This is a genomic window from Leptospirales bacterium (genome assembly GCA_019694655.1).
Lineage (GTDB): Bacteria > Spirochaetota > Leptospiria > Leptospirales > Leptonemataceae > SSF53.
On the sequence record JAIBBN010000003.1, the window covers coordinates 149344 to 176125 of the forward strand.

At 61.1% G+C, this 26782-nt stretch carries 19 protein-coding genes; 7 read left to right on the forward strand and 12 right to left on the reverse strand.

The features are described from left to right. The first annotated feature begins 55 nt into the window (after window positions 1-55). The 3 genes from K1X75_06560 (at window position 56) to K1X75_06570 (ending at window position 4258) form a co-directional block, all read left to right on the forward strand. The gene (locus tag K1X75_06560) at window positions 56-1885 is read left to right on the forward strand and encodes a UbiD family decarboxylase (protein MBX7057711.1); all 1830 of its coding nucleotides are present in this window, start codon (window positions 56-58) and stop codon (window positions 1883-1885) included. Between the two features lie 69 nt (window positions 1886-1954). After that, window positions 1955-3061, forward strand: a complete 1107-nt coding sequence (locus tag K1X75_06565) for a calcium/sodium antiporter (GenBank protein MBX7057712.1) — start codon at window positions 1955-1957, stop codon at window positions 3059-3061. A gap of 102 nt (window positions 3062-3163) precedes the next feature. Continuing rightward, window positions 3164-4258 (forward strand): calcium/sodium antiporter, encoded by a 1095-nt coding sequence (locus K1X75_06570; protein ID MBX7057713.1) that lies wholly within the window; start codon window positions 3164-3166, stop codon window positions 4256-4258. Between the two features lie 6 nt (window positions 4259-4264). Here the strand turns inward: K1X75_06570 and K1X75_06575 are convergent, their stop codons facing one another. From K1X75_06575 to K1X75_06585, 3 genes are read right to left on the reverse strand one after another with little or no spacing between them, the layout of a single operon-like run. Further along, a complete protein-coding gene (locus tag K1X75_06575) occupies window positions 4265-4870 on the reverse strand; it encodes a GDYXXLXY domain-containing protein (protein MBX7057714.1) in 606 nt (201 codons plus the stop codon). Continuing rightward, window positions 4863-6770, reverse strand: a complete 1908-nt coding sequence (locus K1X75_06580; GenBank protein MBX7057715.1) for a DUF2157 domain-containing protein — start codon at window positions 6768-6770, stop codon at window positions 4863-4865. The genes K1X75_06575 and K1X75_06580 overlap by 8 nt, the downstream gene beginning before the upstream one ends. A gap of 16 nt (window positions 6771-6786) precedes the next feature. Next, window positions 6787-7428 carry a DTW domain-containing protein gene (locus K1X75_06585; protein ID MBX7057716.1) on the reverse strand — a complete coding sequence of 214 codons (642 nt, stop codon included), beginning with the start codon at window positions 7426-7428 and terminating at the stop codon, window positions 6787-6789. Window positions 7429-7450: 22 nt separating this feature from the next. On the opposite strand from K1X75_06585, the gene K1X75_06590 reads away from it, so the two are divergent. Further along, complete coding sequence (locus K1X75_06590; protein MBX7057717.1) at window positions 7451-9388, forward strand: AAA family ATPase; 1938 nt, start codon at window positions 7451-7453, stop codon at window positions 9386-9388. A 9-nt stretch (window positions 9389-9397) separates the two neighbouring features. Here the strand turns inward: K1X75_06590 and hrpB are convergent, their stop codons facing one another. Both hrpB and K1X75_06600 read right to left on the reverse strand, forming a co-directional pair. Further along, complete coding sequence (gene hrpB, locus K1X75_06595; protein ID MBX7057718.1) at window positions 9398-11938, reverse strand: ATP-dependent helicase HrpB; 2541 nt, start codon at window positions 11936-11938, stop codon at window positions 9398-9400. Between the two features lie 4 nt (window positions 11939-11942). Further along, window positions 11943-13064, reverse strand: a complete 1122-nt coding sequence (locus tag K1X75_06600; protein MBX7057719.1) for a hypothetical protein — start codon at window positions 13062-13064, stop codon at window positions 11943-11945. 90 nt (window positions 13065-13154) lie between these two features. Here K1X75_06600 and K1X75_06605 point away from each other — a divergent pair, with 90 nt between their 5' ends. Beyond that, window positions 13155-14279, forward strand: a complete 1125-nt coding sequence (locus tag K1X75_06605; protein ID MBX7057720.1) for an alanine--glyoxylate aminotransferase family protein — start codon at window positions 13155-13157, stop codon at window positions 14277-14279. Next, on the forward strand, window positions 14276-16984 hold the full coding sequence (locus tag K1X75_06610; protein ID MBX7057721.1) for a GAF domain-containing protein: 2709 nt from the start codon (window positions 14276-14278) through the stop codon (window positions 16982-16984). The genes K1X75_06605 and K1X75_06610 overlap by 4 nt, the downstream gene beginning before the upstream one ends. 29 nt (window positions 16985-17013) lie before the next feature. Here K1X75_06610 and K1X75_06615 read toward each other — a convergent pair whose 3' ends face one another. Next, the gene (locus K1X75_06615) at window positions 17014-17790 is read right to left on the reverse strand and encodes a PilZ domain-containing protein (protein ID MBX7057722.1); all 777 of its coding nucleotides are present in this window, start codon (window positions 17788-17790) and stop codon (window positions 17014-17016) included. A gap of 57 nt (window positions 17791-17847) precedes the next feature. On the opposite strand from K1X75_06615, the gene K1X75_06620 reads away from it, so the two are divergent. Beyond that, complete coding sequence (locus K1X75_06620; protein ID MBX7057723.1) at window positions 17848-19863, forward strand: sulfatase-like hydrolase/transferase; 2016 nt, start codon at window positions 17848-17850, stop codon at window positions 19861-19863. 14 nt (window positions 19864-19877) lie between these two features. Here K1X75_06620 and K1X75_06625 read toward each other — a convergent pair whose 3' ends face one another. The 6 genes from K1X75_06625 to K1X75_06650 form a co-directional block, all read right to left on the reverse strand. Then, on the reverse strand, window positions 19878-20252 hold the full coding sequence (locus K1X75_06625) for a DUF4189 domain-containing protein (protein ID MBX7057724.1): 375 nt from the start codon (window positions 20250-20252) through the stop codon (window positions 19878-19880). 1102 nt (window positions 20253-21354) lie between these two features. Beyond that, window positions 21355-21630: a TMEM165/GDT1 family protein gene (locus tag K1X75_06630; GenBank protein MBX7057725.1), complete on the reverse strand. Its 276-nt coding sequence runs from the start codon at window positions 21628-21630 to the stop codon at window positions 21355-21357. A 3-nt stretch (window positions 21631-21633) separates the two neighbouring features. Then, on the reverse strand, window positions 21634-22074 hold the full coding sequence (locus K1X75_06635) for a hypothetical protein (protein MBX7057726.1): 441 nt from the start codon (window positions 22072-22074) through the stop codon (window positions 21634-21636). A gap of 170 nt (window positions 22075-22244) precedes the next feature. Next, window positions 22245-23525 (reverse strand): adenylate/guanylate cyclase domain-containing protein, encoded by a 1281-nt coding sequence (locus K1X75_06640; GenBank protein MBX7057727.1) that lies wholly within the window; start codon window positions 23523-23525, stop codon window positions 22245-22247. A gap of 83 nt (window positions 23526-23608) precedes the next feature. Next, window positions 23609-26173 (reverse strand): alpha/beta fold hydrolase, encoded by a 2565-nt coding sequence (locus K1X75_06645; GenBank protein ID MBX7057728.1) that lies wholly within the window; start codon window positions 26171-26173, stop codon window positions 23609-23611. Further along, entirely contained in the window at window positions 26170-26706 is a 537-nt protein-coding gene (locus tag K1X75_06650) for a hypothetical protein (protein MBX7057729.1), read from the reverse strand. Before K1X75_06650 ends, K1X75_06645 begins: the two co-directional genes overlap by 4 nt. Window positions 26707-26782 lie beyond the last annotated feature (76 nt).

Here is a 26782-nt window from a genome sequence, read left to right on the forward strand (position 1 = left end):
AAAGCTTTACAAATTTGGTCGCAGCGCAACGAAGCAATGGCTTTCTGTCGGATCTATGGCCATCCAAAGCCAGAGCGATCTGGCGCGCGAGCTGGAGTCTGTCGGCATGCTGCGCCGCGTCTCCGAAGAACTTGATCCACGTCTGGAACTGGCGGCCGTGCAGCGGCGCGTCTTCGCCGCCGGCGGACCGGCGCTGCTCTTTACTAATGTAAAGGGAACGGAATTTCCCGTTCTGGCCAACGCCTTTGGGCAGATCGATCGCGCCCGCTACATCTTCCGCCGCACGCTGTCTGGCGTCAGCGCTCTGGTCGGGGCGCGCGCCAATCCACAGCAGCTGTTGCAAAATCCAATGCAACTGTTGCGCGCCGTACGGGCTGCAGCGCATGCCTTCCCCCTGCCGGCCTGGCGCGCGCCGGCCTTACAGCGTCGTCTGCGGATCAGCGATCTGCCGATGATCGTCGGCTGGCCGCGCGATGGCGGCGCCTTCATCACGCTGCCGCAGGCGCTCAGCGAGCACCCTCGCTTGCCTGGCTGGCGCCATTCCAATCTCGGCATGTATCGCGTGCAGTTGAACGGCAATCGTTACCAGCGCGATGAAGAAATTGGACTGCACTATCAGATTCGCCGCGGAATTGGCGTGCACCACAGCCTGGCCCTCGAACAGGGCCAGCGGCTTAAGGTTTGTATTGCAGTAGGCGGTCCGCCAGCACATGCTTTTGCAGCGGTGATGCCGCTGCCCGAGTCGATGCCAGAGCTGGCCTTTGCCGGAGCGCTGGCCGGACGCAACCTGCGATGGCGACGGGTAGACGGCGTGCTGGCGCCAGTCGACGCCGACTTCCTGATTACCGGCGAAATAGCCGACGAATTGAAGCCGGAAGGGCCCTTTGGCGATCACCTTGGCTACTATTCTCTCCGCCATCCTTTCCCGGTGTTGCGCGTGCGCGGCGTTTACGCCCGAAGCAATGCCGTCTGGCCGATGACGACGGTTGGCCGACCGCCGCAGGAAGATACCATCTTTGGAAAATTGATCCACGAGATTGCTGCGCCGATGGCGCCGGTGATGATTCCGGGACTGCGCCAGATGCATGCTGTGGATGCGGCCGGCGTGCATCCGCTGCTGCTGGCCGTTGGCAGCGAACGTTTTGCTCCCTACCAGGCGCGTCAGCCCATGGAACTGCTGACGATTGCCAATGCTGTGCTGGGATTCAATCAGGCTTCGCTGGCCAAGTACCTCTGGATTGCGGCCGGCGAAGATGATCCACAGCTTGATGCCCACAATATTCCGTCATTTCTGCAACACATGCTGCAACGCGTCGACTGGCGGCGCGATTTGCATTTTCAAACGGCGACGACCATCGATACCCTGGATTATTCTGGCCAGGGTTTGAATCAGGGATCCAAATTGGTGATTGCCGCCGCCGGCGCGCCACGGCGTCGGCTGCAGGCGCGCGTTCCTGACATTCGACTGCCGCGCGGTTTCTCCGGGCTGCAGGCGGCGATGCCCGGCATTCTACTGCTCGCTGGGCCGCGCTTTCGAAGCTATAGGCTAAATGACGGGCAACTTGCGCCTTTGTTGCGCTGTCTGGAGCGTTGTGCTGACGAATTGCAAGGTTTCCCACTGGCGGCGCTGGTCGACGACGTCGGCTTTGCAGCGGCGACGCTGAACAACCTGCTCTGGACGCTTTTTACCAGATCGAATCCCTCGCACGACATACATGGCGCCGGACAGGAGATTCGACACAAGCACTGGGGCTGCAAGGGAACGCTGCTGATTGACGCCAGATCGAAGCCGCATCATGCCCCGCCCTTGATCGAGGATCCGCGCACACTGAAGCGGATCGATCGATTATTTGCTGCCGGCGGCAGTCTGGCGGGCATCGACTGAGCAGCGCTCCACGGCGATGATGGAAACGGCTGGCCCTCAGGCGCAGCAGGCTGCAGATTGCCAGCGTACATGTCGCTCTTGACGATCTTTCTTTTTCTCTGCGGTATTGCATTACTGGTTATTGGCGCCGAGTGGCTGGTGCGCGGGGCCTCGCGCCTGGCTCTGGCCTTTCAAGTATCGCCGCTGGTGATTGGCCTGACAGTAGTTGCCTACGGCACCAGTAGCCCGGAATTTGCAGTCAGCCTTAACTCGGCGCTGCAGGCGCAGCCCGACATTGCCGTCGGCAACGTGGTCGGATCCAATATCTTCAACAACCTTGTCGTCCTTGGGCTGTCTGCTGCCATCGCTCCGCTGGTTATCGCTCGCCAGCTGGTGCGCGTCGATGTGCCAATCTTGATTGGAGTCTCGCTCTTGACCTGGCTCTTTGCGCTGGACGGCGTGATTGGACGCCTGGAGGGGGCGACGCTATTTGCAGGCGCGGTAGTTTACACGATCTTGCTGGTCTGGATCAGCCGACGGCAGAGCAGGGCGCTGGCTCTGGAAAAAACCGAGGCCGCAGAACTCATCGACGAAAGTGAAAGGCCTCGCGGCGCCAGACAGATCCTGTGGCAGATTGGCCTCTTGTTTTCCGGCCTGGTTCTCCTTGGAATCGGATCGCGATGGCTGGTGGATGGCGCTGTGGCCCTGGCGCGCTATGCCGGACTCAGCGAGCTGGTAATTGGTCTGACCATTGTTGCCGCCGGCACTTCGTTGCCGGAAGTTGCCGCCTCGGTCGCCGCAGCAATCAAAGGCGAGCGTGAAATTGCTGTCGGAAATGTGATCGGCTCCAGCATCTTTAACCTGCTGTTCGTGCTGGGCGCCAGCAGCGCCATTTCGGCGCGCGGCGTGGCCGTCTCGCCAGATGTCTTAGGCCTTGATCTGCCGGTGATGCTGGCTACGGCTCTGCTCTTTGTGCCGGTCTTTCTGCGCGGCTTCAGCGTGGAGCGCTGGGAGGGCGGCCTTTTTCTCTCTTACTATGTAGTCTACGCTGCTTACCTGGCCTTGAAGGGCGAACACAGCGCCAACGCCGCGCTCTTTGGGCAGGCGGCGCTCTATGGTTTGCTGCCGATCACCGGCGCCACGCTGTTGGTCTTGCTGATTGTACATTTGCGACGATCGCGCCGCAGCGCTCCTTAGAGCTCAGTGCAGCCGGAGGCGGAAATTTTCCAGACTTAGAGGCATTGGCCAGCCTGCATCGGGCTGGCCAACGGCAAAGCCTGAAGCCGAAGTGGCGCCGCTATGGATTGGATTACGCTGCTGCTTTTCATTGTTGGTATCGTATTGCTGGTCGCCGGCGCCGAATTGCTGGTTCGCGGCGCTTCCCGACTGGCCCTTGCGCTGCGCGTATCGCCGCTGGTGATCGGTCTGACCATCGTCGCTTACGGAACCAGCAGCCCGGAGCTGGCCGTCAGCACCGTTGCCGCGCTGCATAATCAAGCCGACATAGCCCTGGGCAATGTGGTGGGCTCCAACATTTTCAATGTACTGGTCATCCTTGGAATTTCAGCGGCAATCACGCCGTTGATCATTCATCAGCAGATCATTCGCCTTGATGTGCCGGTGATGATTGGCGTATCTGCGTTGACCTTTGTATTTGCCCTGGATGGGCGCATCCAGCGCTGGGAGGGCCTTGTGCTGGTCATCGGCGCAGTCGCTTATACGATCCTGGTGGTCTGGCTCAGTCGACGCGAAACAAAAAGCGTGCAGGAAGAATACTCCGGAGAATTTGGCGAAAGCGAAGCGCCTGGCGGCGCAAAGTCGATTCTCTGGCAGCTGCTGCTCATTGCCATCGGGCTGGGCATGCTGGGTTTGGGTTCGCGCTGGCTGGTAGACGGCGCCATCTCTCTGGCGCGCTACCTTGGCGTCAGCGAGCTGGTCATCGGTTTGACAATTGTTGCGACGGGCACCTCCTTGCCAGAGGTCGCTGCTTCGGTTGCGGCGGCCTTGAAAGGCGAGCGTGACATCGCTGTTGGCAATGTGGTCGGCTCGAATATCTTCAATCTCTTGCTGGTGCTGGGCGCCGCCGCCGGCATCTCCAATCAAGGCATAGTTATATCGCAGACTGCTTTGCATTTTGATTTGCCGGTGATGATTGCGGTGGCGGCGGTCTGCCTGCCCGTTTTCATGCGCGGCTTCAACATGCAGCGCTGGGAAGGATTGCTCTTTCTGGCTTACTACATTGCCTACGTGAGCTTTCTGGCGCTCAAGGGACAGAACAATCCGCGTCTGGAGTTGTTCAGTAACGCAATGCTCTATGCAGTGCTGCCCTTGAGCGGCCTGACTGTATTGATCTCGTTTGTTGTCTGGAGAGCGCGGCAGCGGCGCGCTTCTTGATGGCTCTCAATGGAATTGAACCGGCTGGCCTTTGATGAACAGTCGCCGCAACGCGCCTTCGCCGCTTTCCGGATCAACGGCAATTTCCACGTAGGCGGCCGGCGGTTCGGCATTGCGCCCCTGTTCGATGCTGGCTGCAGCCACAGCCTCTTCGATGCGCGCGGCCTCGCTTTGCGGCGTGAAGTATTCCTCGATGCCGTAATTCAAGACGAGGCGCTGCTCCCAGCTTTCGACAACGCGCCCGCGCAGCACGATGGCGCCCGGGGTTGTCAGCAAACGCCGATCGCGGCTGATAGCTGATACATGGCGTACGGTGCGGCCCTCTTCTTTGCTGAGTTGAACAAAGACCGTTTCTCCTTGCTTCCACTGCGCGGTGTCCGTGGCCGGCAGGCGCGGTACACTCGCTTCAATACGACTCGCCGCCAGGTCCAGACGCACGTAGTAGCCGGAGAGCAAACTGCGCGGGTCCAGCGGCTGCACGGCAAGCAAGGCCGGCAGCCCGCTGTCGAGCAAATGCTGACGCGCAAATACCATCTGACCAAGCGCTGCCAGCTGCAGGATGATCAGCGCAACGAATCCGGGAAATCGCAACCGGTTCCAGAGCTTATCCATGCTTTGCTTCTCCTTGTTCCATTTGCGCCAGCAGGCGGCGTCGCTGTCGCTCCAGGATCATACCGAGCGCAAACAGAAGGACGCCGCAGGTTATAAAAAGCAGCGAACCGCTGAGCAAATCCCAGAAGGTATCGATGACGCGCGTGGCGGCGTGCAGCGCAAAGGCGCCAATTGCGGCATTGGCCAGCGCCGCCGAATTGATGCGTACGCTGTAGAGCAGGGCCAGGCCGCTGAAGGCCAGCAGCATGAAATTGAAAATCAGCTGGTAGACAATGACCGGCGTGTGCGGTCCGCTCACAAACAACATCAACAGCGTGAGGGCAAAGATGCCAAAGGCCATGCCGGCCGGCAGCCGCTCTTTGACTTTGTAGTAAGCGGCGCCAAAGAGCGCCAGCGCCACGCCGGCAAAAAGGGCGATCAAGGCCAGCACGACGCCGCCGGCCTGCTGGATGGAGTCCTGAATGCCAGGCTTGAAGGAGATCGCGTAAAGAAACAGAAATACTGCGGCGCCAATGATGGCGCGCAGCACGCCGCCAGGATAGCTGCGTCCCGGCCGCTCTGGCAGCCAGGTCGCCGTCAGTTCATTGATCATAAACGCCACCGAGGCAAAAAGCAAGAAGCCCAGGTTGTAGGCGATGTAGAAGACGCCGCCTTCTCCGGCGGAGCTGGAGCTGACAGCCAGTGCAAATAGCCCGATGGCTTTACTGAACAGTGCTACGATCGCAATCAAGAAGGCCGCGGCGCGATCCACGCCGCTGGCGCCTTCTTCAAAGTAGGATAGAAAGAGCAAACCAGCCAGTAGCGCCAGCAATGCCGTGTGCATCACGGCGACCAGCGCTGCCTGGTTTTGAATCGGAAAACTGAGCGGCAAGAGCGCCAGAAGCAAGGCCAGGATTTGCAGGTAGACAGCGCCGCTGCGCCTCTGCCAGAGCGTGAGTCCAAGGGCGCTCAGCCAGAAGGCCGCCAGCAGCAGGCGGGGAACCAGCGGCGCAGCATCGACAAGGGCAAAGCCGCCCTCCAATTTAAGCGGCCAGGCCAATAGCATGGCTGGCAGCGAACAGAATACCCAGCCAAGCAGGCGCGCGGTCTGTTGACTGAGCGCCGTTATCTCGTCGCCCGGCAGACGGGCGACGGACAGAAGTAACGCGCCGCCGGCGGCCAGAGCTGCGATCAGGATAACGCCGCTGGCATCGCTGTCGCTCCAGTAGGCCAGACTGAAGAGCGCGTAGAGCGGCAGCGTCAGCGAACACAACCACAGTCCGATTCGATCGCGAATCTTCCAGAAGGCGAAACCAAGCAGCAGCGGGAAGATCAGAAAATGCGGGCTCAGATGATCGTATTCGCCCCGTTCCCAGGCGTACCAGATGATAGACAGCAGCAAGCTGGCGTAGAGCCCCCAGCGTTCCAGAAGCAGGAGCGAAAGCAGCGCGCTGACCGCCAGCCAGAGCAGCAGTCCGTTGGTCGGATGAGCGCTGATATGATAGATCTGGGCAACCAGTCCAATGGCCGCGCCAAAGGCCAGGAGACCAATCAGCAACAGACCGCGCGCCGCCAGCGGATGCGGTCGAACAAAGTAAAAGACAAAGGTTGCGCTGTGGATTGCAACCAGCGCCGCGAGAATCTGGATCAGCCGCGATGTTGGCGACATAGCTGCCCAGTTCGCTGAGTAGAACAGGATCAATCCCAGGCCAATGAGCAGCGCCGCCATTCCAATCAAAATGGCCGGCAGTCGGATGCGAACGCCGCCTCCCGATCGGGCTTTGGCCGCTGCCTGCAACTGCTGCAACTCGCTGCGATATTCTGCGGCAATGCGCTCGCTCTGCTGGCCATCGATCAGGCCGCGCTGTGGCCAGCGTGTTAGCTCGACCAGCAGCGTCTCAATCCACTGAATGCGGTTCATTTCTTCCTCGCCAGGTTTAGACGGCGCCGTGCAGCGCCTGGTGCGATGGCAGACGCGCTATTTTCCCGCGACGCTGCATCATCTCCGATAGTATGCCATACAGAAAATCTTCCAGCGCCGACTGCACAGCCGGCCCCTCCAGCGCGCCCAGGGCGAGAGCGATGGCCTCGCCGCTGGACAGCCCCTCTTGCAGGTGCTGACGGCGCAAGGCGAATCGCTGCCGTACGCCTTCGGGCAAGCGCACGCTGCTGACGTTTTCCATGCCCGGCAGCCGTCGGAAAAACTTTCGCGTCTGACCCCACGCTCCGTCGGGCACAATCAACTGCAGCGGCCCTTTCCACTGCGCTGCCCATTGCGCCGTGAGCTCCGGGGCGCCCGCCGATGGATAGAGGTAGAGTCTTTTGGCGCCCGCTTGCCGCGGCGCCAGGTCTTCGCTGCGCAATGGCCCCTCGGGATTGCCATGCAGGACGATGCGCGCCCCGGGCAATGCCAGGCAGGCCAGACGCGCTGTATTGCTGGTCCACTTGCGCATCGAGGCATGCATGACTACCAGGAGCTCGCAACGGGCGGCAATCTGCGGCAAGCGTGCGCAGGGACACAGGCTGCGTCGTAAAAAACAGCTGGGACATCGTTCCGATAGCGGTGGGCGCCGGGCCATCGCCGCGGAAAGTGTCGCGCCAATGAGTCCTGTAAAGCCGGAAAGCCCCGCCTGGCCCGACGCGGCTCATGAATTGCAACATCTGCTGGCCTTGCTTGAAATCGAGCAAGAGGCAGATCGTAAGCGTTTTGAGGAAGAACTGGAAGCAAAGAGTTTGGCCGAGCGCGTTGCCAGCGGCGCAGCGCTCGATCGGCTCAGCTTCAGCGAATTGCGCAGTATTGTCGGCGGCCGCTATCGCCTGCGCCTTTCGCATGCCAGCGCTGTGCGTCGTCGCGTATTCCAGAGCGGCCAGCCGGCAATGCTGGCCTGGCGTCGCGACGAGGCGCAGTGGCAGCGTCTGGCTGCCATCGTTGTCTGGGCCAGCGAGCGCGAGCTTGAGGCAGTTGTAGAAGAATTTCCAGAGTTTGATGAGAGCTGTGAACTGGCTCTGTGGCGACGCTTTGATCAAAGCGCCTACGAGGACATGCGCCGCGCTTTGCAACTGGCGATTGCGGCAAAAGATGCCGACTTTCGCTGGCTGCGCGATGGCCTGCTTGGCTATCGATCGACCTCGGGGGTCTCAAGCGAGATTCCGCCGGCGGCCTCCGCGGCAATTGACAGAGCGGCGCTCAATTCCTCGCAGCGCAGTGCAGCGCGCCTGGCGCTTGGCGCAAATCCGGCAGCGCTGATTCACGGCCCGCCAGGTACGGGCAAGACTACGGCAACCACTGCGGCGATCGCCGCCTGTCTGGCGGCCGGTCAAAGCGTGCTGGCCGTTGCGCCCTCCAATCGCGCCGTCGATTTGCTCAGCGAACGCTTGCATGCCGCCGGTCTGGCAGTACTTCGTCTGGGACATCCGGCGCGCGTGGATGAGACGCTGCACGGTCTGACCCTTGACGGATGGCTGGAGCGCAGTCCAGAGGCGCCTGCGCTGGCTCGGGCGCGTCGCGAACTGGAGCGGACATTGCAGGAGGCGCGGAGATTTCGCCGGAACTTTGGACCGCGAGAACGCAGCGAGCGAGCCGCTCTGCGCGAGCAGGCCCGTCAGTTGCGTACGCAATTGCAGCAAATGGAACACGCGCAGCTGCAGGCGCTGCTCAGCGGCGCACGATTGGTCTGTTGCACGCTGGGCGCGCTCAGTGCTGCACTGCCGATCGATCGGCGCTTTGACGTTGTTTTTCTGGATGAGGCGGCCCAGGCCCTTGAGCCGCAAGCGTGGATTGCTTTGCTACGCGCTCCTCGTCTGGTGATGGCGGGCGATCATTGTCAGCTGGCGCCGACCGTCCTTTGCGGCGAGCCGCAGCTGGCCGAAACGCTATTCGAAAAGGCGATGAAGCGTCAAAGCGTTCCGGCGCAGCTTTTAACCGTTCAGTATCGCATGCGCCATGCGATTGCGCTTCCTTCTAATGAGGAGTTCTACGGCGGCCAATTGCAAACCGACCCCGCAGCAGAGGCGCGCCTTTCGCCCGCGGCGCAGATTTTTCAATCGCCGCTGATTTTCATCGATACCGCCGGGGCCGAACTGGAGGAGGAGCAGGACGAGCATAGCAAGAGCCGTCGCAATCCCGGCGAAGCGCAGTTGCTGCTTTCGCTGCTGCAGCTTTTTGCTCCAGAAATTCAGGCGGCGGGTTTGAGCGCCGGCCTCCTGACGCCCTATGCCGCCCAGGCACAACTTTTGCGCGACGGTTTACGCCAGCGTCATGCTGACTGGAAGTGGATCAGCGCCGATACCATTGACGCTTTTCAAGGCGGCGAACGCGACTGGATTGCCTTAAGTCTGGTGCGCAGCAATGATCGCAGAGAGACCGGGTTTCTGGCGGACGTGCGGCGAATGAACGTAGCGATGACCCGCGCCCGTCGTCTGCTCCTGGTCGTAGGCGACAGCGGCACGCTGGCGGCGCATCCTTTCTACCAGCGCTTGCTGGAGCGCATCCAGCGCTACGGCGACTACCGCAGCGCATTTGAGTTTATCGACTGGTAATCTCCTGGCTCAGCGCTTGCGTTTTGCGCCGCGCACCGCCGACGCCGTCCACGGGTCTTCCGGCCAGTGGTGCTTCGGATAGCGGCCGCGAAGTTCCTTGCGCACTTCGGCGTAGGTTTGATTCCAGAAATTGCGCAGGTCGCGCGTTATCTGAATCGGTCGCATAGCGGGGCTGAGCAGTTCCAGAGTCAGCGCCACGCGACCGAAGGCGATCCGCGGCGACTCGGCGAGGCCAAAGACTTCCTGCAAACGGACCGCCAGCCGCGCCTCGCCGCCGACGTATTCCACAGCAATCTGCGAACCGCTTGGAACGGCAAGGCGCTCCGGCGCTCCTGCTTCCAGTCGTTGCAGCTGCTGGCGATTGAGCCTGGCGCGCAGCGCGCCAGTAAGATCGACGCGCTGCAGTTCGCGGAGCGAAGCGGCGTCGAGTGCAAAGGGCGCCAGCCAGATTTCTAATTCGGCAAGCAGACTGTTTTCATCGCAGGGCGGCAGATCTTCGCCGTGGCTGCGCAAGAACTCAATGCGGCGACGCAAGAGTTCCGCCTCCTCCGGCATCTTCAGCGCCGCCAGACCGCGCAGGCGAAGTTGCGACCAGATCAATTCATGGGCGCGCTCCGCGGAGAGCGGAGCGCTGCGTGATTCCAGCGCCAGCGCCCCCAGACGCAATTCGTGAATTTCCTCGCCGCGAGCTCCTTCGCCGGTCAAGCGCGCCGCAATCGTAGTTGCTAAGTCATTCTTAAATATCGAGCGTAGCTCGTTTTCCGGAAGAGCGGCCGCGATGCGCACGCGCGCCCCGGCCTCGTTCGCCTCAAGATCGGCTATTGCCAGAAAGGGAGAAGCTGCCAGCGGATCGCTCTCTGGCGCGGAGGCGCCGCCGCCGTTGGCCAGCAGATAGCCGCCGCCTGCCCGCCGTTTTGCAACGCGATCGGGATAGGCGAGGGCGACCAATCCGCCGGCGCTGCTGGCTGGCGCTTGAAATGCCGCAGACTGCGTTGTGCTGAGCGCTCGACGGGCCTGACGCTGCAAGGCCGCCGCCGTGCGCAGCAGATGGGCGAAGGCCCCCTGTCCGCGGGCTGAGGAATGGCGTTCAGCGAGAAGACCCAGGCGGCGCGTTAGATCAATGCTGGTGCGGCCTTCTGTTGAATCGTTGATCATAATATCGCGCTCCGAGAGCAAGACGGCGATGCGACAGGCCTCGTCCTGCATCGATGCGTTGGGCGCACATAGTATCATACGGGCCAGTCGCGGATGGACGCTGAGCGAAGCCATGGCCCTGCCCAGGCTCTGGATCGCGCCCTGCCCATCAATGGCGCCAAGCTTCGTCAGCAGACTGCGCGCTTCAGCAAGGGCGGCGGGCGGCGGAGCATCCAGCCAGCGCGGCGCCTGCGCTCCCCACAGGGCAAGCTCCAGCGCCAGCGGGCAAAGATCGCTGTGCAAAATCTCGGCCTCGTTATGGGCCACAAGCAGCGCATCATCGCGGCGGCTCCAATGGCGGAAGGCTACGCCGGCGGTCAGACGGCCGGCGCGCCCGGCGCGCTGTGTGGCGGAAGCTTGCGAAATTGCTTCGGTGTGCAGCGCGGCGAGCCCGCGCGCCGGCGCCAGGCGACTGACGCGAGCCAGGCCGCTGTCAATCACCACGCGAATGCCGGCGATGGTCAACGATGTCTCCGCAATATTGGTGCTCAGTGTGACCTTGCGACGACCTTGCGCATCGGGCTGCAAGGCGCGTTGTTGGTCGGACAGTGTCAGATCGCCATAGAGCGCCGCCAGCGTCGCTTCGCCTGAAAGCATCGTTTCCAGCCGGGCCCTCACGCGACGAATCTCCCCCTGTCCCGGTAGAAATACCAGCGCATCGCCTGCGCTCTGACGCAATGCGCGCAACGTGAAACGTGCAAAGCGATCGGCAAAGACCGCTGGCTGTTGTGCGCACTGGCGAGCCGCGCTTTGCAGCGAAGGCGCCTCCTCCTCGTAGTTTAATTTAACATCAAATTGTTTGCCGCTGGCCTGGATTTGCGGGGCGTCGCCGAGGTAGCGCGCGGTCGCTGCCATATCCAGCGTTGCGCTCATCACCAGAATTCGCAGATCGGGTCGCAGGGCCTCGCGCGCCTCCAGGGCCAGGGCCAGGGCCAGGTCGGCATGGATGCTGCGCTCATGAAATTCATCAAAGATCAAGAGTCCCACGCCGGGCAGTTCGGGATCGCGTTGCAGGCGTCGTGTGAGGACGCCCTCGGTAGCGACCTCGATTCGCGTTGCGGCGCTGGTCCGACTCTCCAGACGAACGCTGTAGCCCACCGTATCGCCCAGTCGGCATCCCAGCAGCTCGGCCAGGCGCGCGGCGGTCAGCCGCGCTGCAATCCGGCGCGGCGAAAGTAGAATCATGCGTTGCCCTTCGCCAAGCAGCTCCAGTAGAGCCAGCGGCAGCGCTGTACTCTTGCCGGCGCCCGGCGGCGCCGAGAGCGTCGCCACTCCGCTTCGACCCAAAGCGTGGCGCAATTCTGCTGCGCACTGGACGGCCGGAAACTGTTCAACGGACAGTGCGGGCAGCTTCATTGAATCAGGCGCCGCTGCCAGTGGGCGGTTGCGGCGGCGCCGCTGCCGTCTCCAGAGCGCGTTGCAGCAAGCGCAGACTGCGCCAGCGCCAGGGCTCCTCTGGATTCCACGAACGGAATAGCAGACCCAGAGCGCTCACGCCGCCGCTGAAGAAATGTTCCGGCGGCCGCGGACCCCACAACTGGAAGGCGTCGCCAGCGGCGAGCGAACTGTAAGAAGCCGGGAATCGGCCGTTGACGCGATCGCCGTCGCAGACGTGGGCAAAGGGCATGTCCCCCGGGCCGGCAAAGCAATCGTAAAGCGCGCTGCCAGCGCGACGCCGCACCGGTCCCCAGATGCGGCGCCATCCGCGCTCGATCAGGTATTCTCCGCCCATGGCCAGATCGTCCAGATGCTCGCATTCGAAGTTCAGGGAGATAAGTCCAGGTCGCGCCGATTTGTAAAGCGCCAGGCAATGGTGGTCGACTGCCTTGCGACCGCTGTTCGGTCGCAGAAAAACGGCCGCTGGTTCCTGGTCCTCTTCGGGAAGAAACAAAAATTCGGAAGCGCAGAGGCCAAGCGTATCCTGGTACCAGCGGCTGACGCCGACGATATCGCCGACGCCCAGCTCTACGGAGTGCAATCGATAGATATGCGTCGGCTGAGGCCGCAGGCGAATCGGTTCATTGCGACGATCGTGCTCGCGTACCGTATTGCGCGGCAAGCGCGGCGCAAGTTCCAGGCTCTCTACATGATTGGGATGGGCGCATACCTCGATGAGGCGGCCCTCGGGATCGACGAACTCCAGCGCCGGCTTGCCAAACAGACCGCCGCTGCGGCGTTCGCCAGAGCGCTTGCGCGCAAGGTTTTCCAGATCGCGTTCGCGCGCGGCCAGAAACGCCAGGCGAAGAAGGGACGGAGGTCCTTGCTCAACATGCAGCGCCGGGTCCGAAGGCGCAGCGCCGCGCAGGCTGAGTGCTGCAGCGTCGCGGTGCGAAACAATGAGGCCAAAATCCCTGGCAAATCGCTGCCCCTCTTCCAGCTCCGGAAGTCGCAACCCGGCGCCAAGCAGCCGCGAAACCGGCGCCGGGCAGGCGCGTGTACGCTCTGGAACCAGCGAACTTTCTTGCCATCGAGCGGCGCGCACAATTGCAGAGCCTCCGCTGGCCTGCCTCCGGCAAGCGCTTTCGCTGGTGAAAGAGCTTGCCCCGGACATTCTTGAATGGGAAGCTGGGGAGTGCCTGCCTTCTCGCCGCCGGAAGTGTTGTTGCTGGGTCCAGGCCCTTCCAATCCAGATCCGCGGACGCTACTGGCCCTGGCGCGGCCCACCATTGGCCACCTTGACCCGCGCTTCGTCCAGATGATGGACCAAACGCGATCGCTATTGCGCTTTGCGTTCCAGTGCAAGCATTCCATGACTTTGCCGCTGAGCGCTCCGGCCTCCGCCGCCATGGAGTTTGCCTTTGTCAATTTGCTGGCAGCGGGTGATCGAGCGCTGATCTGCACCAACGGCGTCTTCGGTCAGAGGATGGCCGAGATTGCCAGACGCCGGGGAGCAATCGTGCAATGCCTGGATTTCGAATGGGGGCGGGCCATAGATCCGGAGGCAGTGCAAAAGGCGCTGCAAATCGGCGCGCCGCCGCGCCTACTGGCCTTTGTGCAGGCGGAAACTTCGACCGGGGCCCAGAGCGATGCCGCCACACTGTGCCGGCTGGCACATCAGGCCGGGGCCCTGACAATTGTCGATAGCGTGACGGCTCTTGGCGGGACGCCAGTGGAGGCGGGCATGTGGGAGGCCGATCTATGTTATGCCGGTTCGCAGAAATGCCTCAGTGCGCCGCCCGGTCTGGCGCCCTTGAGTATTGCTCCGCGAGCCCTGGAACAGATCCAGATGCGAACCGATAGCTGCGCCAGCTGGTTTTTTGATGCCGGTTTGCTTGATGCCTACTGGAGCGAATCGCGCCAGTCCCGTAGCTACCACCACACCGCGCCCGTGAACCAGCTCTATGCTCTCCATCAGAGCCTGCAACTGCTAGAAGAAGAGGGCCTGGAAGAGGCCTGGCAGCGGCATCGCCGCGTCCATAAACAGTTGCTGGAAGGACTGGGAACTCTTGGCCTGCAACTGCTGCCGCCGGAAGAAGAACGCCTGCCACAGCTGAATGCCGTGCTGGTCCCGGAGGGCGTCGATGAAGCGGCAATTCGTCGCCGTTTGTTGCTGGAACACGATATTGAAATTGGCGGCGGCCTCGGCCCGCTGGCCGGAAAAGTCTGGCGCATCGGACTGATGGGCTACAACGCACGCCCGGCGTGTGTAGAGCGCGTCTTGCTTGCTCTCTCGCGCGTGCTGGAGCGCAGCCTGTGAATTTGCAAAGGCAATTGAAGCCCCTGCTGGCGCTTTCCGCTTTCGGCGCTGCCAGCGGCGTTCTTTGCGGCCTGGCCTGGCCAGCGCCGGAAGCAATCATCCTCGGCGGGGCCAGCGCTGCGGCGCTGTTCTTTGCTTATCTCTACTACCGGCGGGCGCCGGCCATTGTCGCCGATGCACCCGGCGCAAAGGCCGAAGTAAACGAAAGCCAGCGCAAACTGCAACAGCGACTGGAAGCGGCCGAGCTGGAACTGGTAATGTCCGAGCGGCGACGCTTTCAGATGGACGCTTACCAGGCCTTTTCACGACGCCTGCTCAGCAATGGTCGCTTCGATGAATTGATCGACGAGATCTTTGACTACGTCTCTTCCAACTTTGGCATTGAGGCAAGCTTGCTCTATTTGCATGACCGCGAGCGAGGCGATTTACGACACGCCCGTTCACGATTCCCGGACTTCCTCGATGAGGAACGGCGGCGGTATGCCATCAATCTGCGATTACCGCTGGCCGCTCATGCTTCGGTGCACGCCGCCGCCGTGCGTCGTCGCAAGCCCTTTTACATGCCGCACGTTCGCGGGGCGCCATCGGATTTTGATCTACAGGGCATCGCTCATATGAAGCTGGCATCGCTGCTGGTTGTTCCTCTCTACGTGGAAGAAGAACTGCTTGGCGTGATCGACTTTACCAACCACGAACGGCCGCTGCGCTTGAGCCGCGATGACTTGCACAGCATAACAACATTCTGCGAACAGATTGCGACGGCAGTGAAAAGCATGTTGCTTGTGGAGGAGGCCGAAAGCGCCCGCCTGCGCGCGGAGAGCCTGCGTCTGGAGGCCGAGCGCCGGGAGATTGAATTGGAGCGGCACGCCGCTGTTAACCGTCAGGTGAATGCCGAAACCAACCTTGATGCGGCTCTCGATGTGATCTTCGATTTTATCCGCAGCCACTACAATGCAGACGGCATCTGGCTGCAGTTCCTGGACGACCAGGCCAATGAGCTTTATACCTATCGGGCAGCGCGTCCGGAGTCGGTTAGCGAAGAACACTATCGCTTCATACTCGGGCTGCGCATTCCCTTGAGCGCGGAGGGCGGCATCGCCAGTCGCGTCTATCAGCGTCGCCGGCCATTCTATATGCCGCGACCGCCGCGCGATATTGTTGCCGAAATTGACAGACGCATCTTCGATATGCTTCACCTGCAGTCGGCATTTTGCGCTCCGCTGGTGATTGGCGGAGAGCCGATTGGCGTTATCATTGTGACGCGCTTTGGCGGCAGGCTGAGCCTAAACCGCAATGACCTGCGCAGCATCGGCCGCTTCTGCGATCAGATAGCCGGCGCCATAAACAAGGCGCGCATCCATACCAGTTCTGAGATCTCGCGGCTGATGGCCGAACAGCGTCTGGAGGAAGTGCAGTTGCTCAAGCAACAGCAGGACCTTGACTACTACCTGACTGCCAATCTACTTCCGCCGCTCACGCAGATCATCGGCGGGCGCAACGTTGCCATCGAAAGCTTTGTCCGTCAGAAGAAGCGTTTTCCATTCAAGCGCTGGATTTGTGAAATCGGCGGCGATCTGAACATGGCGCGGCCGATCCAGGTCGGCGCACAGAGCGCACAATTTTTCCTGAACGCCGACTCCATGGGCAAGTCCATTCAGGGCGCGGGCGGCGCGCTGGTGCTGGCCTCAGCTATCCGCACTTTGCTGGAGCGAGAACCTGAACCGGAGGATTCTCCGGAGCAGTGGCTGTCGCAGGCCTACAGCGAACTGGATGCGGTCTTTCAGAACTTCGACGGCTCGATGTACGTAACCTTTTGCATGGGCCTGATCGATGAACAAAATGGCTGGGCCTACTGGCTCAACGGCGAACACCCTGCGCCGCTCCTGCTGCGCGACGGGCGGGCGCAGCTGTTGCGCGGCCATTCAATGCACAAGCTTGGATTTCGCCTTGGAGTCAGACCGCGCGCCGTCAACCTGCTGCGCTTGCATCCAGGCGATGCACTGATCCTTGGATCTGACGGTCGCGACGATATCATGGTCTATTCTGGCGGAGCGCAGGTCATGAACGATCGGGAAGAGCTCTTTGTTGAAACCCTGCAGGCTGCAGGGCCGGATCTGGAATCGGTCTACAAGGGGCTGCGTGAGCGCGGCAGCGTAACCGACGATGTATCGCTGCTGCGCATTGACTATGCAGGCGTTGCAGCGGAGGCGATTCATGAGTGGCGGGAGGAGGAGTTGATGAGCGTTCTGCGCAGCTTCGGCGCCGGCGAAGCCTTGCCGCCCGAGCGCTTTGAGGCGGCCGCCACCCGAGCGCTGGAAATAGGTCCGCCGCCGGAAGATGAAGACCTGTTGACCCTGGACCGGTTGATGGCCCGTTATGTGCAGGGCTTTCTCAACGCCAACCGAGCCGATCGGGCGCGGACCATCGCACTGCACTGGCTGAACTGGAATCCAGGGGCCAGCGAGCAGCTGACCCTTGCGGCGCGCGCCGCGCTGTTGCTGGGCCGCGCGGAAGAAAGCGTCGCACTTGCGAGCCGCGCCAGCCTGCGCGATCCAGAGAATGCCCTGGCCTTCCAGTTACTTGCCGAAGCGCGTCTGGAAAACGGCGAGCGTCAACTGGCGCGAAGCGCATTTGAGCAATTGCGCAGTCTCAAGCCGGCCTTCACCGACGCACTGGCCAGCCTTGCTCGACGTCTGGAGCCCTGACCTCAATCCAGACCACTTGCCGGGGGCTTTCAGTGCTCGTCCAGGAACGCCTTCAGTCGTTGTCGGCTATCGCCGTCCGAGCGGCGAAAAGCAATGCCCACGCCATTTTCGTCGATGCGCACCACTCCTCCCTCCAGTTCTATCTGCCCTTGATCCAGACTGAGTACAATCTGCACGCTCTGGTTGGTCTCCAGCGGACAGTTCGGCCAATCACAATAGAGGCCGGTCAGACTGAGGTCGCGCGTGCGTAGCGGTCGATCATCCAGGCGTACCGCCGTCTCTACTGGCTTACGACGCTGGTAGCGCCAGCCGCGCGGGTATGTTTTCAGGTAGGGCGCCGAAATATCCTGACGGGCAAAAAAAATCAAGAGCGCCGCGCCAAGCGCCGTGGCCAGCAGCGCCGCCAGATTGTAGCCTTCTGGCTGCACCAGCAAGGTAGCAAGATTGTGCAGGAGCAGCAAGAGAGTATACAACAGGAATGCGTACCATGCCCAGCGGCGGACCAGCAGCAGGCCAATGCCAATCGGTATGGGCGCCAGAATCAAAAACAGAGCGTAAGGATGCAGACGACCAAGCGCTGCGCGCCAGGCGGCAAGCGGCAAGCCATGGTAGACCGCCAGGAGAATGTAGTTGCTGGCCGGGATCGCCAGGAAGGCAAGGCCGGCCAGCAGCAACGACCAGGGCCGAGCCAGCCGGCGGCGACGAAGTCTTGCCAGAAAGTTTACGGACATGGTCGACGCTGGCTCCTGCCAGAGCTGGCCCCCGGGCTGCGTTTGCTTCAACGAATTTTCATAGCTCAAGCTCATTTCGCAGCTTCGCGAATCGCATGACGGCGCGCCTCCGGCAGCAAGTGCTGGCAAACGATGCCGCTTCCATCGCCACGCTGGTTCCGAGAATTTGCAGCCCACGCCGCCGCCCGCTACAGCCTGGGGCTGGCGGCGGCGCCGGCGGCGCTGGCCGCGCTGGCCTGGGCGCTGGAGTCTCTGCTATTTGCAATCCGTCCCGGAGACCAGGCCTGGCCAGGCCGGCTGGGACGCAGCTTGATCGAGAGCGTCTATCTGCTGGCGCCCCTGCTGAGCATGGCCGGTATCTATCTCTCTGGCGTCGCCGCATCCACACTTTCTTTTCACAGCCGGCGCCTCGCCTGGCTGCGCGCGGCGCCGCCGCTGATCGGCTCGCTGGCGATTTTCTGGTCCTTTATTCGCGTTACTGTGTACTACTATATGAATTTGAAGATCGACGCCGGTCTTGCATTCTATGCCCTGCTTGAATTGCGCCAGTTGATCGCCAGCGAAACAGCCATCGCCGTTTCCAGCGTCCCATTGCATCTCCCCTTGCTCTATCTCCTGCTTATGACAGGATGTGCGGGCTGGCCCTGGATCTACGGCCGCTGGCGGCGCACCCGCTTTGGTCAGGCGCAGGAATCGCGCGGCGGCCGCATGCTGGCGCTGGCCGCAACTTTGATGCTGATCTGTGGAGCGGCGGCGCCGGCCCTCGCCCTGGGCGCTTCGCGGGCCGCGCAGGCGGCGCAAGCCGGCGAGCTGCTGGGCGGCCGCGCCCGCATTCGCATGATCACTCTCAACCGCCCCGAGGATTTTCCAGCCTTCGAACTGAAGCCGCCGCTCCATCGTCCGCAACGTTTTGCGGCGGCGCGCTTTGGCCTACAACTGCCGGAGGGTACGAACGTCGTCTTTATCGTTCTGGAAAGCGCACGCGATAGCTTCGTAGAGTTTGACCGTACACAGCATTTCCGCAGCGACGCTGATACCCTGAGCGTCGATCGTTTCTTTGTTCCTGTCCCGCACAGTTCCAATTCACACTATTCGCTGTTTACGGGCATGCACAGCGGTCGAGACTTTCTGGAAAAATACCGCAGCCTGCGTCCCGAACCGACCCTGGTTGCGCAGCTGATGCAGCGCGGATATCGTTCTTACTACATTTATACGGACCACACTTCGTTTGAGAACGAAACAGTCTTCCTGCAGCGCCTGAATTTTCAAATCACCGAAAAACGCGACTTCCTCAATCGCATCAATCCCCAGACCGGCCGCGCCTACATCAGCTTTCCTTTTGGCCTGGATGATATGGCTCTGCTACATGGCGCCATGGAGGCGCTGGACCGAGATCAAGGTCCCTTTGTGATGAGCCTGGTGATGACCAACAGCCACTACCCTTATTTCAATCCGGATCCGCAACATTTCCAGCGCTTCGACGATGCCACTTCTCTCGGTCGGCATCGAAATGGCGTCGACTATGCCCTGCATGTTGCTGATCGAGTCTACGAAGAATTTCAGAAACGCGGATTGGACAAGAATACGCTTTTCGTTCTGTTTTCCGACCACGGGGAATCCTTTGGCGAGCACGGCTTCTATCGACACTCCTTCAGCGTATTCAATGAAGAGGTTCGCGCGCCGATCATATTCAAACATCCAGCGCTGGCCAGATTGCCGATGCATCGCCTGGAACGCGGGACGATTCTGGATGTCTATCCGACAGTATTCGATCTGCTGGGTTTGGACTGGCCGGAGTCGTTACACGGCCGTTCGCTCCTGGATCCGGCCTACGAGTTTTTCCTCCCGCTCTGGGTGTGGCGCCTGGACGACTATCGCGGTTTGATATATCAGGATGTGAAATGGGTATACAATGCCCTTGAGGATACTCTGGTTTCTTACGACCTTGATGATCAAAAATTGCAGGCCTGGGAAATGGATGAGTATGCGCGGCGATTTGTCAGCGCGCTGCGCGATCTGGATTACGGCAAGGCGGTTGGCGTCCATGCCGCAGCCGGCTCGCGTCGCGCGCCTGCCGCGCCCGAGTCTCCAACGATAGGCGGCGGAGGCTTTGTCTCCGGCGGCGGTCGCTTTCGGCGCGGCGAATAGCGTCCGGCGACGCTTCAGTAGCCGCGGTCGTACCAGGTGAAGATAACGCGCGGCGATTTGCCGCCCTGGCGATGGCACTCGCTCAAGGCGCGACTGGCAGCGCTGGCGTGATCGGGAAATCCCAGGGCGACTCCCAGGATGTTGCCGTCTGCGGCCAGGGCGCCATGACCTTCGCCGGCCGAAGAGGCAAGAATTCGCACGTTTGTGGCGCAGCCATTGCTGTTACAAGCCTGCATCGCCAGGCGCTCCGCCTCTTCCACGGTGCGCACATTGTAAGCGTAGCCATAGGCCTCTTCGCTCCAGGCTACAGCCGAGGCGGCGCCCAGCGAGGCAGCCGCGACCATAGCCGTCAGCATTAACAGGCAGCGCAGCAAACGATTCAAGGGCATGGTCCAGGCTTGGCGCGGGCGATGAGCGCGCAATCAATTCGCCGACGCAGCCGCTCGAAGGGCCGGCCAAGCCTATGCCTCCTTTGCTGCACGCGGCCTTGACTCTGGGCGGCAGCGCCGCAGCCTGGCGGCCATGCAGCGCCCGAGGCCCATCTATCGTCGCTGGCAGTGCAATGCGCTCCTGGCTCTATTGTTTCTTGGGTGTCAGAGCGTTGATCGCGCCGGCGAGGCGCAGGAAGAGCGCGCTCGCAGTATACTGTCGCGCAGCGCGGGCGGCGGCCTGCGCGGACTGTACCTTCCGGTAACCCGTTCGCGCAATCTGGCCTACGTAAAGCGGCTCGATGCTCGCGCCAGCGACTACGGGGTCAATCAGTACGTCCTGGATTTGCAGGGCTATCAGGGACTGCGCGCTTTGATCGATCCGGAGGTGGTGCAGTTCTTGCGCAGCAGGGGACGGCGCGTCGTAGCCCGGATGGTTTGCTTTGAAGGCGGTCTGAGAGAACTGCCGCCTGCGGAGCGACATATGCAGGCGCTGCGGACGATGATGCGCCAGTCTGCACAGGCGGGCTTTCAGGAGATTCAACTGGACTACATACGCTTCAGCGATGGCCGGCTGCCGTATTCTGCCGTTGTCCGCCAGAAATTCCTGGATGAACTGCTTGGACAATTGCGCGCCGAGGCGGACGGACTGGGTTTGAGTCTTTCAGCCGATGTCTTCGGTCGCGTAGCATTCAATCGCCATGATCACATTGGACAGGATCTGGAGGCCTTTGGCAAGCACCTCCATCGCATCTATCCGATGCTCTATCCAAGCCACTTCTACGGTCAGCGCGCTCGGCTGAGCAATCCTTACGGCGCAGTTCGCGACGGCTTGAGTTCAGCGCACCGCAGACTGGCGCCGCTGGGAGTGGAAAGCGCCGCCTACATTCAGGTCTTTTCGATTGGTTTGGGCTACGCCAACATGACCTTGCCACAGTACGTCGCCGCCCAGGTGCGCGGCGCAGAGGATACGCAGGCTCTGGGCTGGATCGCCTGGAATCCAAACGGCGTTTATGAGGATCTTTTTCGCGGCCTCAATCTGCTGGCAGCGGAGCGCGAAGCCTCAGGATCGCGTGAAGATCGTCCAGATGCCGATGACGATGAAGAGAAAACCGGCAATCAGCTTAATTGTTGCCGGGCTGACCAGGCTGGAAATTCGATCGCCAGCCAGCACGCCAATGCCCGCGGCCAGCGTCAGCGCTGAGGCGCTGCCCAGAAAGACAGCCCACGGCGAACGGCCATCTTCCGCCGCAAAACTCATAGTTGCCAGCTGCGTTTTATCGCCCAGCTCCGCCAGAAAAACGCTGATGAAAACCGCGCCGAAACTTTTCCAGAACATCGCCTACTCCAGTATGAATTCTTGCTCAACGTGTGCTGTTCGCTGGCCTTCGCGAAATTCGGCGATCGCGCGGTAGCGTCCCTCTGGGCCGCGTTGAAAGTCGTAGGCCCAGTGGTGCATTCCTTCGCCGTGCATGACGTAAGCGTCGCCGGCGGTACTTTGCCCATCCGGGGCCAGCACCGTTAGCGTCAATTCCGCCTGATCTACCTGCCGACCGCTGGCGGCTTCGACAATCGTCAGGCTCAGGTGATCGCTGTAACGCGCCGCTGGCCGCGGCGGGAGGCCCATCATACGCAGCATGGCATTGCGCTCGCGCAATCCTTGCAGATCAAAGACAAACTGATAACCTCCGGCCTTCTGCAGATGGGCGCCGCGCCCCTGCAACGCAGCGGAGGATTCTTTCTTGCAGGAAGCGATTGCGACACACATCAGCAGCGCCAGCACGAGCGGCTGACAGATTGCTGACCGCCGCGTTGTGATTGGACTTGAATGCCTGTCGATTCGGGACGCCATGGACCAACTCTGCCGAGGACCGCTCTGGCGCCAAGGGCGACGCGCCGTCGATGCCCTCAGCCCGCCAATTTTTCAGCAAGCGGCGCGCAGGCCGAGCCGCTTTATACCACCAGCCGCGCCCGCTCTTTTTGAAATGCCTCGTTGATCGTCAGGCCATCCGCAGAACAATAAGCAGGCTTGATGCCGCTCAAGAAATACATGTCGATCTCGCCTTTGTTTTTGGCGCCAATGCGACCGCGATATTCGAAATCAAACAGATGCTTGGTGCGTTCATAAACCGATGCACTGACATTGATACGACCGGGCATGCCGCTGGACTCCAGGCGGCTGGCGGTATTGACCGTGTCGCCCCAGACATCATAGGCAAATTTCTTTTCGCCAATGACCCCGGCGACCAGATCTCCGCAATGTAGACCGAGTCTCAATTCCCAGTAGGGCTGGCCCTGCGCTTCGCGTTCGGTCTTCATACTCTGCATGAAACGCTGGATATCCAGCGCCGCCAAACAGGCATCGATCGCATGCGTGGCATTGGATTGCGGAATGCCGCCTACGGCCATATAAGCGTCGCCAATTGTTTTGATCTTTTCCAATCCCCGTTCGCGCATGATCTGATCGAATGTGCGAAAGCAGGAATCCAATTCGGAAATCAGGTTTTCCGGACTGAGCCGCTCGGCAATGCGTGTGAAGCCCACGAAATCTGTGAACAACACGGTGGCGCTGGCGTATTGCTTTGGCGTGACGTGGTCCTCGCGTTTGAGTTCCTCGGCGATGCTCTCCGGTAAGACATTGAGCAAGAGGCGGTCGGACTTGTTTCTTTCTACCGTGAAGTTTCGCGAAAGAATCACAACCAGCATGCCCGTAAAAAATTGAACAAAGACATAGTTGCCGGCTACGTCCGGCAGACGATTGGCGGCGTCGGTATAGGGGCGAATGTAGCCTGGCGCCATAGTTTCAATGGCAAACAGCGCAGCCGTGGCCGAAAGAAAGAGCAGGCTGACCAGAATACGCTGCGCCAGGCTGCGCCCCAGAATATAGCCGATGGCCAGACCGGGAATCATGAAGTACTGCGCGCCGCCCTGCGAACCGGCATTGGCCAGGATGTTGAAAAACAGGTAGCCGCAGATGGTTAGCATCATCGGCCAGTAGAGCGAGTAGTAGATGCTGTGTACGCGAGAGAAGTAGTAGTAGACCAGAAATAAGATGCCTGAACCCAGGCTAAGGAAAAAGGAGATCTTGTCCGGGGCGCCGGGCAGTCCGCCCAGATTGGCCGCTGCACTGAACAATGCCAGGCTGTTAAAAATTCGGTGCTCCAGCGAATTTCTTCGCGGATCGCCAGTTACCCTGTGCAAGATCCGGAACCAGGCGTTCGTTATTTTGTGCATCATGTCCTCTGCTCCTGTTTCGCCTGCACCTGCGGCGGGCGCCCCTCATTCAGTCGCCGGCGCAAGGCCGACCTTGCAAAAAATCAGGCGCCAATCGGCGGCGGCCTATCCTCTCTCAAACGCTGCAAGAGCGCACCCAGAATTTGCAGATTGCCCATCGGCTGCGCCCCTCGCTTTCGATTGGCGGCGCCAATCTCGAACAGAATGCGCCACTGCCGAAAGAGCATGCGGTAGATCTGGCCGATGGTATAATCCGGATCGTAAATCACGGTCGCTTCGGCAGTCGCGCCGTTGAGTTCCAGCAGCGCCAGGTCTTCGCCGCGTCGAAAGGCCTCGCGATCGCTGTAGCGCACGTCGAAGCGTCCAAAGTAAAAGCCGTCAATCTGGTCGGCGATCTCATCGAAGCGACGACACAGGGATTCGTTGATTAGAGCAGCGCCATCGCGAAAGATACAGCCCTGGAAATGATTGCCGGTGCGGGTCAGGACAATTTCTTCGCCGTCTGCTGGCGTCTCTTCCAGTCGATCGGCAAAGCGCTTTAGATAGACGCGCCATTGCATTCGGTAGCGCGGATGGTCCAGAATCAGACGCTGTAGATTGCGCTTTCCGTCGCCGCGTAAAATAGGAAAAACCTTCTCCGTGATGGCCAGAATTTCGCCCCTTTGCTGGTCCGGATAACGATAGTAGAATACGCCGGCCTCGCCGGGTCCGGCGTGGTAGCGCTGCAGCACAAGCGGCAACGGATTTTCCTGAAGAGCAAGTTGCAGTTGTGCGCGGTCATGGACGATGCGCAGACCGACGCCCTTTTCGCCGACATTCGGCTTGGAGGCCAGCGGAAAGCTAAGCCCTGCTGCACGCATCGCCTGCAACGCTGCGGACATCCGTTCTTCCAGCGGCGCAGGAGAGGCCAGGACATGTTGCAGTCGCCAGCGCAGCGGCAATTGATCCAGAATGCGCGCCTTGGATTCGCCAATGAATCCGCTGTTCTCCATGCCCGGATTAGAGGCGGTTACAGTTTTGAATCCGCCGTAGCGAATCGAGAGCCAGGCGCACCACGGGACCAGCGGCGCGTAGAAGATCCAGGGCGGCCAGAATTCGGGTCGTCGCATGCGGCCCAGACGGGCCAGCAACCTGGAGCGACCCTCGCGGCTGAGCAGGCCCATCAACAAGCGCAATAATAAGTAAATACTAATTATTGCCAGAGCCACGCCTGTCCACGCGCTGCCAGTGAGACCCTGAAACCAGGCGGCCAGTCCGGCGCCAAAACGCGCTGTGGATAGCACCAGCAGGGGCGTCCAGATCAGCCCGGCAAGCAGCGCCGCTCCGGCCAGAACGCCGGCGCGCCCGCCCAGCAGCCCGGCGCCCACGTAGGTTGGAAAACGCAGGCCCGGAACAAATCGACTGAAGAGGACCAGCTTCCAGCCTTCGCGATCAAAGCGCCGACGAAGTTCCTCGAGTTTCTTCTGCGGCAGGCGATTGCGCAGGAAGCCCAGCGATTGCAGACCCGCTCCTGCAAGTCGCCCCAGGCCGTAGAGACCAAGGTCGCCCAGAAAAATCCCGATAAAGCAGGCAAAGACGGCGCTGATCGCGTCCAGCTTGCCGGCCTGAACCAGCAGGCCAGCGGAGATGCAGGTCAAATCCTCCGAAACAAACGTAGCGCTGATGATAGCCAGCAGTCGGCCCCAGGCGCTGAGCGTCGGATCCAGGCGCAGATCGACCGGCAGTTGCGGTTGTTGCAGATGCGACAGGCTTTCGCGTACTGCATTCCCGCTGCTTGCGCCGCGGTTGGTGCGTTCGATGAAGTCTTCAATCAATCGCGCCAGCCGCTGCGATCCGCTCGCACTGAAGACCATAAAATGGCTTTCTTTCAGTATGACCAGATCGCTGTGCGCAACCAGACGATGGTGTTCCTCCGCCGCCCAGGCCGGAACCAGCGGATCGCGATCGCCGTGGACAAAAAGCGCCGGCACAGGAAGGTTGCTTAACTTCTGTCGCAGACTTCGCTGGTCGAGATCCATAAACTGCTTCAGGAAACCGTGGCGCATGGATGCGGAGCCAAGCAGTCCAAAATGTGGAAGTAGTTCGAGGCCTACAGCGAGGAAGGCGTAGCCCAGGTTGTACTTGAAGTGTTCAAAGGAATAGTCGCCGCTGCCTTCCGCTTCCTGAACGCCCAGGGCGCCGTAGGCAATGACACCCTGCACCCGCCGCGGCGCAAGAGAGGCCAGTTCAATGGCTACGGCGCCAGAGAAACTATGGGCAAAGATCCAGGCTGAATTCAGATGCAAGTGGTCCATCAGCCTGAGCACTGCCTGCGACTGGGCCGCAGCGCCACAATCCGGCGCGTAGGCATCGGAATAGCCAGCGCACAAGAGGTCCGGGCTGATCACATGGAAGCGCCCGGCAAGAGCAGCGCTGATCCGCGACAGGTCGGAGGCAGTACCGGGGCTGCCGTGCAGAAGCAAGATCGCCGGCGCTCCCTGGCGCCCTTCTTCGCGATAGGCCATCCAGCTGCGTCGCTGGCCGGCGGCATTCAGCGCTACGAGCCGACGATCGGCGGGCAGCGATTCAGGGAAACCCTGAACAATTTGAGAGGCCAGCAGGGCCAGCAGGTAGAGAACAGCCGCTGGAAAGGCGCGACCGGACTTCACTGACGGTAGTAGGCCAGCGTAGCCGGCGCGACGCCCAGCTCAGGCGTCGGCGAGAGGCCGAAGGCGCGCATCTGGACGGCGATCATTGCGGCGTGGTGTACGCCGTGGTGGTGAACAAATGCAATTTCGCGGAGCAGTGTGCTTGGAATCCAGATTGGCGCCTGGTCCGGATCAACATACATTTCAATCAAGAGATCGCGATCGTTCTGCAGCGAGGCGTTGCCATCGAGGTGCACCAGCAGTCGACGCAAGCGTTCGTGACCGGCATCGCGCTGGCTTTCTTCCGGTCGACCGCGTTGCCGGCGGTCATACTGTACGCGACCCTCGGACAAACCGTCCAGCAGGGCCTCGATATGGTCCAGCAGGTGGCGCAGGTGCGCGCCTACAGTAGAAGGAAATGCCGGCAATTGAGTCCAGGCGTATGCGACGTCGCTCATCCTTTGCCAGATGTTGGCATCCACTTCCTCCAGAAAGCGTCCGAGACTGCTCAGCGCTTCCTGCAGATCCGTTGCCTGACCCTGGTTTTCTTGCATCTACTGCTTGCTCCCTTGCCTTCTCACTGTTCTGAGTCCCGGTCCAGCGCTCTGGTTACGCCGCGATTACAAAAAA

Coding starts and splice junctions, on each gene's coding strand:
- K1X75_06615 (MBX7057722.1), bottom strand. CDS start 17,790: ATGAGCTTGAGCTATGAAAATTCGTTGAAGCAAACGCAGCCCGGGGGC.
- K1X75_06560 (MBX7057711.1), top strand. CDS start 56: ATGGCCATCCAAAGCCAGAGCGATCTGGCGCGCGAGCTGGAGTCTGTC.
- K1X75_06650 (MBX7057729.1), bottom strand. CDS start 26,706: ATGCAAGAAAACCAGGGTCAGGCAACGGATCTGCAGGAAGCGCTGAGC.
- K1X75_06570 (MBX7057713.1), top strand. CDS start 3,164: ATGGATTGGATTACGCTGCTGCTTTTCATTGTTGGTATCGTATTGCTG.
- K1X75_06565 (MBX7057712.1), top strand. CDS start 1,955: ATGTCGCTCTTGACGATCTTTCTTTTTCTCTGCGGTATTGCATTACTG.
- K1X75_06575 (MBX7057714.1), bottom strand. CDS start 4,870: ATGGATAAGCTCTGGAACCGGTTGCGATTTCCCGGATTCGTTGCGCTG.
- K1X75_06580 (MBX7057715.1), bottom strand. CDS start 6,770: ATGAACCGCATTCAGTGGATTGAGACGCTGCTGGTCGAGCTAACACGC.
- K1X75_06590 (MBX7057717.1), top strand. CDS start 7,451: ATGAGTCCTGTAAAGCCGGAAAGCCCCGCCTGGCCCGACGCGGCTCAT.
- K1X75_06625 (MBX7057724.1), bottom strand. CDS start 20,252: ATGCCCTTGAATCGTTTGCTGCGCTGCCTGTTAATGCTGACGGCTATG.
- K1X75_06630 (MBX7057725.1), bottom strand. CDS start 21,630: ATGTTCTGGAAAAGTTTCGGCGCGGTTTTCATCAGCGTTTTTCTGGCG.
- hrpB (MBX7057718.1), bottom strand. CDS start 11,938: ATGAAGCTGCCCGCACTGTCCGTTGAACAGTTTCCGGCCGTCCAGTGC.
- K1X75_06585 (MBX7057716.1), bottom strand. CDS start 7,428: ATGGCCCGGCGCCCACCGCTATCGGAACGATGTCCCAGCTGTTTTTTA.
- K1X75_06640 (MBX7057727.1), bottom strand. CDS start 23,525: ATGCACAAAATAACGAACGCCTGGTTCCGGATCTTGCACAGGGTAACT.
- K1X75_06620 (MBX7057723.1), top strand. CDS start 17,848: ATGCCGCTTCCATCGCCACGCTGGTTCCGAGAATTTGCAGCCCACGCC.